Source organism: Nocardia sp. NPDC049707 (assembly GCF_040674855.1).
Classification (GTDB): domain Bacteria; phylum Actinomycetota; class Actinomycetes; order Mycobacteriales; family Mycobacteriaceae; genus Nocardia.
In genome coordinates, this window is the sequence record NZ_JBFANN010000095.1 from 1 (window position 1) to 9539 (window position 9539).

The following is a 9539-nucleotide window of genomic DNA, read 5'->3' on the forward strand; positions in this document are numbered from 1 at the left end:
CCGTCGATGCCGGCGAGTTCCTTGGCCAGCAGTGGTGCTGGCCAGGTAGGGCCGAGCAGCACGCCGCTGATCAACTCGACTCGGCTGGTCACGGCAGCAGCCGCCGCCAGGGCGACGGTGTCGGCGACACCGGGGTAGGCATAGCGACCGACCGTGCCAACGCTGACGAAGCCCGCTTCCTCCGCCCGCTCCGCCCAGGCCGGAATAATCGACGAACGCACATTGCGGACCTGATTCGGCAGTCCGATTCCGATTCTCATGATGTCGACCTCCTTCGGTAGCGCGTGGATAGCGGCCGGCTTTCGATGGGCTGATGGCCCCCGCACTATGGCGGCCACACTGCCGCGCGTGCTCGCCGCCAGAAGTTCGCCCAACCGGCCCGGACGCCGGACTGACATCGTGGTCTCGAGCCTGGCCGACCACCGAACACGGACACCATCCTTGGTTGTGTTGGAACGCGGCCTGCATTTCGAGTGCAACAACTAGCGCCGGATTTCTTCTCCGCGATGCTTCCGCCGTTATACCTCCTGAAGGCTATCGAAGGCCTTCACGACCCGTTCAGCGGCGCTACGCGCACTTGCCGGATTGGCTCCACTAATTACCCGCCCAGCAGTAATGGAGTAGTCGTCGAACGGGTGCATCGGAGAGCTATAGTTTGCTCCTACGTTGCTCACTGCTTCGACGACGGGTGCCACCTTGTCGGATGTGAGTTTCTCGAGGACATTCAAGGCAACCTCACCCTCGATCGTAAATCCGGTCACGGTTTTTCCTTCGATAACCGAATTTCCGGTCTTGGAGTCGATTATCTTGGGCAGGATCACCGGTCCGTGGCATATAGCGGCGACGATGCCACCCCGAGTCCAGACGTCTTCACCGACAGCCTGAAGCCCTCGCGCGCTCGGATAATCATAGAGCGCCGCATGCCCCGCGGAAGCGAAGAACAACCCGTACTCCTCTTTCCTCAAGTCGGATGCTTTCCTCAACTGCGAATTCAACTTTACATTGAACGGATGCTCCGGGTTATCGAAAACTGCCTTGTCGTTACCCATCAAAAATCGATCGGTGAGCGAGAGGTCGTCTAAACCGAATGTGCCTGTTTCCGTGGCAAGATCCACTTCGAAACCAGCCCGCGTAAACACTTCGAACGGATGTAGGGCTTCGGTGTAGAAGAGACCGGTTTTTGTGCCATCCGGATAGATGGTGCCATGGTAGCTACTGATGGCGATCAGCGCCTTGCGGGGAATATCCTCAGGCATAGTTCACCTCTTCGCTAGATTTTTGTACCGCCATCCCTTTTGTCGGCCAGTACGGCGCAGAGTGTCACAAGACGTGGAGATCATGCTGGTGGGTGACCGGCTTCCGGGTTTGCCCGCTGCAGGCTTCACTCGAACACGACGACCTGGCGTCCGACGATGTCGCCGCGACCGAGGGCTTCCAGGTTCTTGTTGATGTCTTCGAGCTTGACCTTGGTGACGTTGTGTTTGATGAGGCCGGCTTCGGCGAGGGAGAGCACCTCGACGAGATCCATGTGGTTGCCCCAGAAGGAACCCAGGTAGGACAGCTCCGTGCCTACGAAGGGGAACTGACGGTGCTCGACGCGGTGACTCATGAGGCCGACCGCTGCCAGTGCGCCTTCAGGGCCCAGCAGGTCGAACCCCATTGCGACGGATGCCTCGCTGCCGACGCAGTCCAGGATGGCGTCGATTGTTCTCCGGCCGGTCAGCCTCTCCAGTTCGTCCTGGATAGCCTCGGTGGACTTGTCCCTGACATTGATCCCGTGGTCCGCGCCGTTGTCCTTCGCTACGTCGAGTTTGCTGTCCGTGCGCGCGAGCGCCACCACAGTCGCGCCGCCGCCGAGCAGCTTCGCGTATTGGACCGCGTAGCTTCCCAGCCCGCCGATGCCCGTCACTGCGACGGTGCGAGCGGGGCCGAGCTTGCCTGCGTCCCGGAGCTTTTTCATCCCTCGGTACGGGGTCATGCCCGCGTCGGTCATCGGGGCAAGGAGTTCAGGTGCTTTCGCGGCGTCCTCTGAGACCGGGATTGCATGGCGGTACTCCACGGCCATGTACTCGGCGAAGCCGCCTGGAGGGCCGAAACCCACCCACCGGCCGTTGCCGCTGCACAGCTGTTCGTTGCCTTCGCGACACTGTCGGCACGTGCCGTCTCCCCAACTGGGATTCACCACGACCATGTCACCTTCCGAGTAGCCCACCTTTGTGGGCACGGCGCTGCCCAGTCCCGCCACCCGGCCTGTGATCTCATGACCGGGGATGTAGGGGAACTCGACGGGGAACGGGCCCTTGAAGTAGCCGTCGAGGAGTTGGTAGTCGCTGCGGCACATGCCCGCCGCCGCGACCTTCAGGAGAATCTCGTCCGGCCCGGGCTCGGGCACTGGAACCTCCTCGATCCGAAGCGGTTCCCGGTATCCATACATTCGGGCTGCTTGCATCTGCATCACGTGTGCCTCGCTTTCGCTGACAGGCAAACAAAAAGGCGACTCAAACCATACGGTGTGGGCAGAAATCGGGTTCTGACGTCGGCCGCTGCTTCCGATATCGCCATTTTCGCATCTCTGTAGCTTTCCTGGAAAGTACGGCTGCCGATAATGAGCGCGCCTCTCTGTTGGGCGGGCGAGGGCGAAATAGGTGAATTGCCTGATGATATCAGGCGGCCTTACTGTGGATTATGGCTATCGCAACGACGAATCCTGTGACGGGTGAGGTTCTCAGGCGGTTCGACGAATTGTCTCCTGAGGAACTGGAAGACAAGCTTGCCCGGGCGGCGGCAGCAGCCGCCTCGTACCGGCTGACGAGCGTCGAGGAGCGGGCGGGGTGGCTGCAGCATGCGGCCGACCTTCTGGAGAAGGAGGTTGAAAGCGTCAGCAAAATGATCACCGTGGAGATGGGTAAGACCATCCGGGCGGCGGAGCAGGAAGTGGTCAAGTGCGTGCGCGGGCTGCGTTTCTACGCTGCCGAGGGCCCCGCGTTCCTACGGGATTTGGATGGTGACGGCAGGCGCGTAGGGGCGAAGCGGACATTCGTGACGTATCAGCCGATCGGCGTGGTGCTCGCGGTGATGCCGTGGAATCTGCCGTTGTGGCAGGCCATGCGGTTCGCCGCGCCCGCGCTGATGGCCGGTAACGCGGGTGTGCTCAAACACGCCTCGAACGTGCCGCAGTGCGCCTTGTACCTCGAGGAACTCTTTCGTGGCGCGGGCTTCCCGGATGATGTGTTCCAGACCCTGCTGATCTCCTCGGGGAGGGTCGAGCGGGTGCTGCGCGACCCACGGGTGGCGGCCGCGACGCTGACGGGCAGTGAACCCGCGGGGCGGTCGGTGGCCGCCATCGCCGGCGATGAGGTCAAGAAGGTGGTCCTCGAACTCGGCGGCTCCGACCCGTTCATCGTCATGCCGTCGACGGACCTGGAGCTTGCCACCGATGTCGCGGTCCGGGCGCGGTGCTTGAACAACGGGCAGTCCTGCATCAACGGCAAGCGGTTCTTCGTCCACCAGGACATCGGTGACGCATTCATCGAGATGTTCGTGGCGAAGATGGGTGCGCTGGTGGTGGGCGACCCGATGGACGAGGGCACCGACGTCGGTCCGCTGGCCACCGAGTCCGGCCGGCGGGAGGTGGAATCCTACGTCGACGACGCCGTCGGCAAGGGCGCGACAGTGTTGTTGGGCGGCGAACGCCCGGACGGGCCCGGCTGGTTCTACCCGCCGACCGTGCTGACCGGCGTCACGCCGGAGATGCGGATGTACCACGAGGAAGTCTTCGGCCCCGTGGCGCAGGTGTGGACCGTCTCCTCTTTGGAGGATGCCTTGCGGGAGGCCAACGGACACCCTTACGGACTCGGGGCGAATTTGTGGAGTGAGGACGAGGCCGAACGGGAGCTGTTCATCCGCGACGTGCAGTCGGGCATGGCCTTCATCAACGGCAATACGACCAGCTACCCCGAGATCCCCTTCGGTGGCGTCAAACGCAGCGGTTACGGACGCGAGCTGTCCGACCTCGGTATGCGGGAGTTCATGAACGCCAAGACTGTTTGGATCGGCCAGAATGAATCCCCAGATGGGATCCGCGGCGAACGTGGTCCTGCGCCGCAAAAGATTGTTTGAGCGCCCGGGGCGTCGCGCCCATGTCCGACGGCGACCAGCATCCACTCGACCAACGACCGTGTCCTCGAATGACCTGGCGTCGTGACCGCGCCGCGAACCGACGTCCGGCCATGAGCGGACGTAGCTCGGCCTGGCTTCACCGCCACCCCCTCCACGCGCCAATTCACCACAGCCGCAGAAATTTTCGCCCTCGTCGTCCCGGACACCGACCACGAAACACCAAGTTGAATCTTTACAGCTTCCGCGTTCGGCGCCGAGACCGGTCTGCTGCCGCGACGGGGTTGTCCGGGCTGCCGGAAGCGATCAGTGCGACCTGGCCGTAAGCCACGGTCCAAACGTGCTGCGTGCACCTGTTGTCGGCACGCCGGTGGTTCGCCTCCGAGCAGGACCACAGAACGGCAAAGCCACAGGTCGACGGCCTGCGGCTTTGTGTCATCCGTTCTTTCGATGATGTTGTGTAACTGGCATTTTCATGTATCGCGGTCGCTACAGGTCGGGGTGCAGGGCCTGTGTCTGGGCAAGTTGCACTGCATGTGCAAGTTGCACTGCATGTGGCGGGTAGACGGACGCGGCGGTGAACTGGGCGGCGATGACGCCGTCGGGTCGGATCAGCAGTCCCGCGGTTTCAGGCGATGGGAATATTTTTTGCCAGCGCTCTACGTCAGAGACTTGGTCATCAGCGACGACGCGCAGGGTTATCCCGGGTATTGGCTCGCTGGACAGCGCTGTGGCGTAGCAGCTGACTTCAGGCGCCAGGAGGATGAACCCGCGCGGGTCGACCAGGTCCAGTGTGCTGGCGCCGGTCAGCGCGATGTGCGGAATCCGCGTTCCTGGTTGGCCGGTGGCGTCGGTCGGATCCTGTAGCGGCATACGCTGGTCGTATCCATGAGCGCCTGGCGCTGGGTAGCGGAATCCGAGCGTGACGTTGACGGGCCCGGCGAGCCCTTCGCCAAGGGACCCGCTGTCTTTGGCCATTGCCAGGACCTCGGTGACGGTGTACTCGGCGATGGGTAGCCGCTCGGATTCGTAGGTGTCCAGCAGGGCGTCGTCGGCGTCTGCGCGGCACGCCGCGGCAAGCTTCCATGCCAGGTTGTGTGCATCGGCAATGCCAGTGTTGGCGCCGTACCCGCCGTGGGGCGGGTTGATGTGCGCGGCGTCGCCGACCAGAAACACCCTGCCGGTTCGGTATCGGTCGGCGACGTAGGCTCCGGTGTGCCAGGTGGCGGTGTCCAGGACGGTGATGTCGATATCGTCGACTCCCAGTACGGAGTTGATCAACGAAATGGCCTGGGCATCCGATGAATTGAAATCCAATTCATCGAGGTCGGCGCGTGGTGGCAGCGCCAGCAGGTGACAATCGCGGCCTGGGCCGCGCAGGAACAACATGGCCTCGCGGGTGGGCGAGACAAAGGCGGTGATCGACCGGTCTGCGACCAGTGCATCCAGGTCGGCGTCGAACTGGATACTCACCCCGGTTCCCGGTAGCGGTTCACCGTGACGACCGATGCCCAGGGTGTCACGGAACGTTCCGTTGGCGCCGTCAGCGACGATCACGTAGCGGGCCACGATCGGCGCCATCGCAGTGCCGTCAGGACGCGCGATGTCGACCGCGACCGAGTCTGGATTCTGTGTAACCCTGACCGCGGCATAGCCGAAAAGCATCGTGGCGCCTAGCTGTTCACCGCGCTGGCGCACGATCGGCTCGAGCCGGGTCTGTTCACAGAACGCACGGATGGCGGGGCTCTGGCCCGGCGGATCGAACGTATCGAACGGCCGGAACACCCGGTCGTACGCGCCCGCGAGCGTATCGCCGATCCCGACATCGCCTCGATTGTCCCCGGCGGCGCGGACCGCCTCGTCGATTCCCGCCTCACGGAACAATTCCATGGTTCGGATGGACAGATTGCGCGCCTTGGGGTGAATCGACGTCGAGGCGTGGCGCTCCACCACCGTGACCTGTACTCCCTGCTGCGCTAAGAACATCGACGCTGTCAAACCAACCAACCCGCCACCGATGACGAGCACATCACAATCGGTCGCAGCCTCTGCGCGGTTCGTGGCGTGATCCATTTCGGCTCCTTTCAACACACTTCCGGTTCGACTCCACGAATTTTTCTGAGTTGATTGGGCGGTCGAACTGGGCGGCGGCTCGGCCGACCCCGCCGAGGCAGCCGTGGATGAAAACGCCTTGACCAGGTTGCAGCTTCCCTTTGTCCGTGAGGGCCTGTAACGCGGCCAGCCCGACAATTGGGAGCGCGGCGGCTTGCTCATATGAGAGGTCGGCGGGCTCCTTCACGACTGCCTTCTCGTCGGCGACGACCATCTCAGCAAACGCTCCCGCCGTCTTGATGCGCGCAGCGCCGAGCACGGCGTCACCGATGCGCAACCGGGTGACGCCCTGACCGACTGCCTCGACGATGCCCGCGGTCGTGGCCCAGGCCGCGTGGAAAGTTCCGGCCCGTCATGAGCTTCATGTCCTCGTTGCAGATCTTCCAGTCCACGGGATTAGCCGCCGCTGCCCGCACATGGACCAGAACCTGGCCTTTGCCAGGTCGGGCCGGCTCGAAGTCCTCGAGCCGCATGACTTCGGGGCCGCCGTACTGGTGGAACTGAATGCGCTTCACCGTAGCCATGGAAACCTCCACACATCCTGATGTCATTGAGTGACATCAGAATAGCACAACGATGTCACGCAGTGACATGACTCAGAGGTTTCGATGGTGCTCTATAAACCTGGTGCCTGAACCAAGCGGCTAGGTCCAGCGATCAACGGGCTAAGTCGTCCTTCCTACTGGCGGGCGAGGTCAGTGAGCAAACTTCTCCTTGGCGGCCGGGGTAGCCGGGGCAAAGAAGTTGACCAAGTTGCCGTCCGGATCGCGGACCAGCAGAGACCGGTTGCCCCAGGGCATGGTGGTGGGTTCCTTGACAACGTCGGCGACGAGGCCGGTTAGGTATCGGTACACCTGGTCCACGTCCTCGACCAGGAACTCGATGATCACGCTGTGATTGTCGGCCGGGCGGGCAGCACCCGGTGCGGTCAGCTCGATATTGCCGCGGCTGGAAATGGCCAAGGTGGCGCGGGAGGTCCGGATTTCGGCGAATTCGTCCGTCGACCAGACCGCCTCGAGCCCGGTGGCCTTCTCGTAGAACTCGACAAGGCGTGCGACGCCGTCGGTGATGACCCTGATCGAGATGAAGTCCATGAGATGTTCTCCTTTGACTCGCTGAGCTGGTGTTTTACCGATGCTAGAACCAATAGAGGACACAACCAGTCCAGTATTGCCGTTAATGTTGGAAATGTGGATCGACCCACTGTCCGAGTGCTTGCCCTGCTGGAAATGCTGCAATCCGGCGATACCCGCACGATGACCGAGCTGGCTGACCGGCTCGGCGTCGACCCGCGGACGGTGCGCCGGTACGTCAATCACCTGATCGAGCTGGATGTGCCGGTCGAAGCGGTACGCGGGCGCTATGGCGGCTATCGTCTCGGCCCTGGATTTCGCCTGCCCCCATTGATGTTCAGCGATGACGAGGCCCTTGCTGTACTGCTCGGGTTGATCGCCGGGCAGCGGACCGGCCTCGCGACGGCCCCGCCCACGGCGACCGACACGGCGGCGGCCAAGATCCGGCGGGTACTGCCGGAACGTCTGGCCGATCGGCTCGCCGTGGTCCTGGAGTCCCTGTCATTCACCGAACCATCCGGCGAATCCGCGGCCCCCGACGCCGCGGTCCTACTGGCCGTCACCGACGCCGTGCACCACCGCCGTCCCGTCTCGATCAGATACACCGACCGCGACGGCCACCACAGCCAACGGGTGCTATATCCACGCGGGGTCGTCGCACACCACAGCCGTTGGTACGTCACCGGTACGGATCGGAAAACGGGAGAAGACCGGAGCTTTCGGCTCGACCGGATCACCGACGCGAGAACTCTGCCAGGGTCGTTCGACCCCATGGACGAACCAGATGCGGCGCAGTCACTCCTCACGGGATTCGCCACCGCGGCCTACCGGCACGAAGTGACCCTGCGCATCAACGGAACCCTCGAACAGATCCGTAGCAGGCTTCCGGCGAGCATCGCGATCGTGGTAGACCTCGAACCGGATCTGGATCCAGCCGATGCACGCTGGTACCGCGTCGAGATCCGGGCGCAACGACTCGACTGGCTGCCCCCGATACTGGCCTCGCTCGACCGCCCCTTCGCCATCGAGCGTCCAGCCGAACTGCGTTCCCTCGTCACCGAGTTCGCGGATCGCTTCGCCGACCGCGCTCACCACGCATGGCAACCCACCGCATCCGGTCCTGCCGTCAAGTCTCCCGGACGGTGCCCGCAACCCGGGTAGTCGCACGGCCGCAAATGGGCTCGCCAGCCGAGCCTCAGTCCGCGGGCGGGACCAACGCCAACCGCGGCGGCGGGTCCGGCAAGAAATAGCCACAGCCACAACCGATTTCGTGATGCCCGGGAAACTCCGGGGCATCACTGCGTCAGCACCGGATTCCAGCCGGTTGCGCCTGCTGATTGCAATTTCATCGGATGCAGGACCCAGATCAGTTCGCACATCGCAACTCTGGGTATGGAGTCAAGCCGCTCAGAGCCGTAGTCGCGGCGGTGCGAGACGGGCGCAGCCTATCGACGACGCACTTGTCGATACCGCTGCCGCCTGCCCGGTCTTCGTCGGCGGGCCGACGTCCTACACAACAGATCCCGCCGAACGAGACATTTACGTATGGACAGCGGGCAGTCGGCGAACATCGTCTGCATCGACGACGACCAAATATCTCAAATATCGCTCGCAGTAGGACAATCCGCGATTGTTCATCAGATGGCCTAGCCGAAGAACCCGAAGCGGCACAGCCGGACGCACCCCGGCTGTGCTCGCAGCGACATGCCAGATTTCGGCATTGGTGTAGCGATAGACCTGTGACACGAGACCAGCTTGCAGTCTGGATAGTCTGGAACGGATGCGAGAGCGACTGTCGGCACATCACGGCCGAATCGCCCGCTCGTCGACCTGTGCCGGATGCTGTTGCGGGCGAATAAGCCATTCCGGTCGCGCGACGGTGAGCGATCCGAGGCAATGCCCCGCAGCGTTCGCGGGTGCCGCGCCGGAGCTGGTGGCTACCGGTCGGATCTCCAATACGGTCCGGCCTCAGAGGATCGAGTTCTGGCGGGTGATCCATAGCGTCGGCACGAATGCGTGCCGCATTCTTTGTCCGATGGTGGTGGCAGCGAACCTGTTGTGGCCCTGATACATCAGAAGGTAGGTCCATCAAGTGATGCGTTCCTGGGACGCCCGTTGGCGGCTTCACCGACGATCGAGAGTCCGGAGTCTGTCAATCCCGATGAGACAGGTCAGGCTGCCTGTTCTGTGTCGGTGTTCTCCTTTGCAGGTCGGTTGATCCACGCCGCTTCGGGCAAC

9 protein-coding genes are annotated in these 9539 nt (G+C 63.1%); 3 read left to right on the forward strand and 6 right to left on the reverse strand.

All coding sequences use genetic code 11. The features are described 5' to 3' along the window. From AB0J29_RS36610 to AB0J29_RS36620, 3 genes are all read right to left on the reverse strand, one after another. Positions 1 to 260: LLM class flavin-dependent oxidoreductase (locus AB0J29_RS36610; RefSeq protein ID WP_364795816.1), on the reverse strand; the 260-nt coding region annotated here is incomplete at its 3' end. A gap of 258 nt (positions 261 to 518) precedes the next feature. Beyond that, a complete protein-coding gene (locus tag AB0J29_RS36615; RefSeq protein ID WP_364795818.1) occupies positions 519 to 1256 on the reverse strand; it encodes a molecular chaperone Hsp31 in 738 nt (245 codons plus the stop codon). 125 nt (positions 1257 to 1381) lie between these two features. Further along, on the reverse strand, positions 1382 to 2392 hold the full coding sequence (locus AB0J29_RS36620) for an NAD(P)-dependent alcohol dehydrogenase (RefSeq protein WP_364795821.1): 1011 nt from the start codon (positions 2390 to 2392) through the stop codon (positions 1382 to 1384). A gap of 293 nt (positions 2393 to 2685) precedes the next feature. Here AB0J29_RS36620 and AB0J29_RS36625 point away from each other — a divergent pair, with 293 nt between their 5' ends. After that, complete coding sequence (locus AB0J29_RS36625) at positions 2686 to 4119, forward strand: NADP-dependent succinic semialdehyde dehydrogenase (RefSeq protein ID WP_364795823.1); 1434 nt, start codon at positions 2686 to 2688, stop codon at positions 4117 to 4119. 486 nt (positions 4120 to 4605) lie between these two features. On the opposite strand, the gene AB0J29_RS36630 is transcribed toward AB0J29_RS36625, so the two are convergent. The 3 genes from AB0J29_RS36630 to AB0J29_RS36640 all read right to left on the reverse strand — a co-directional run bounded on the left by AB0J29_RS36630 (position 4606) and on the right by AB0J29_RS36640 (position 7322). Beyond that, complete coding sequence (locus AB0J29_RS36630; protein ID WP_364795826.1) at positions 4606 to 6390, reverse strand: FAD-dependent oxidoreductase; 1785 nt, start codon at positions 6388 to 6390, stop codon at positions 4606 to 4608. Positions 6391 to 6491: 101 nt separating this feature from the next. Beyond that, positions 6492 to 6752: a hypothetical protein gene (locus tag AB0J29_RS36635; protein WP_364795828.1), complete on the reverse strand. Its 261-nt coding sequence runs from the start codon at positions 6750 to 6752 to the stop codon at positions 6492 to 6494. 171 nt (positions 6753 to 6923) lie between these two features. Beyond that, positions 6924 to 7322, reverse strand: a complete 399-nt coding sequence (locus AB0J29_RS36640) for a VOC family protein (protein ID WP_364795831.1) — start codon at positions 7320 to 7322, stop codon at positions 6924 to 6926. A gap of 96 nt (positions 7323 to 7418) precedes the next feature. Between AB0J29_RS36640 and AB0J29_RS36645 the strand changes: the two genes are divergently transcribed. Next, positions 7419 to 8462: a YafY family protein gene (locus AB0J29_RS36645; protein ID WP_364795834.1), complete on the forward strand. Its 1044-nt coding sequence runs from the start codon at positions 7419 to 7421 to the stop codon at positions 8460 to 8462. 855 nt (positions 8463 to 9317) lie between these two features. Next, positions 9318 to 9539, forward strand: a 222-nt coding sequence (locus AB0J29_RS36650; protein ID WP_364795837.1) for a hypothetical protein, incomplete at its 3' end; no start/stop codon positions are given.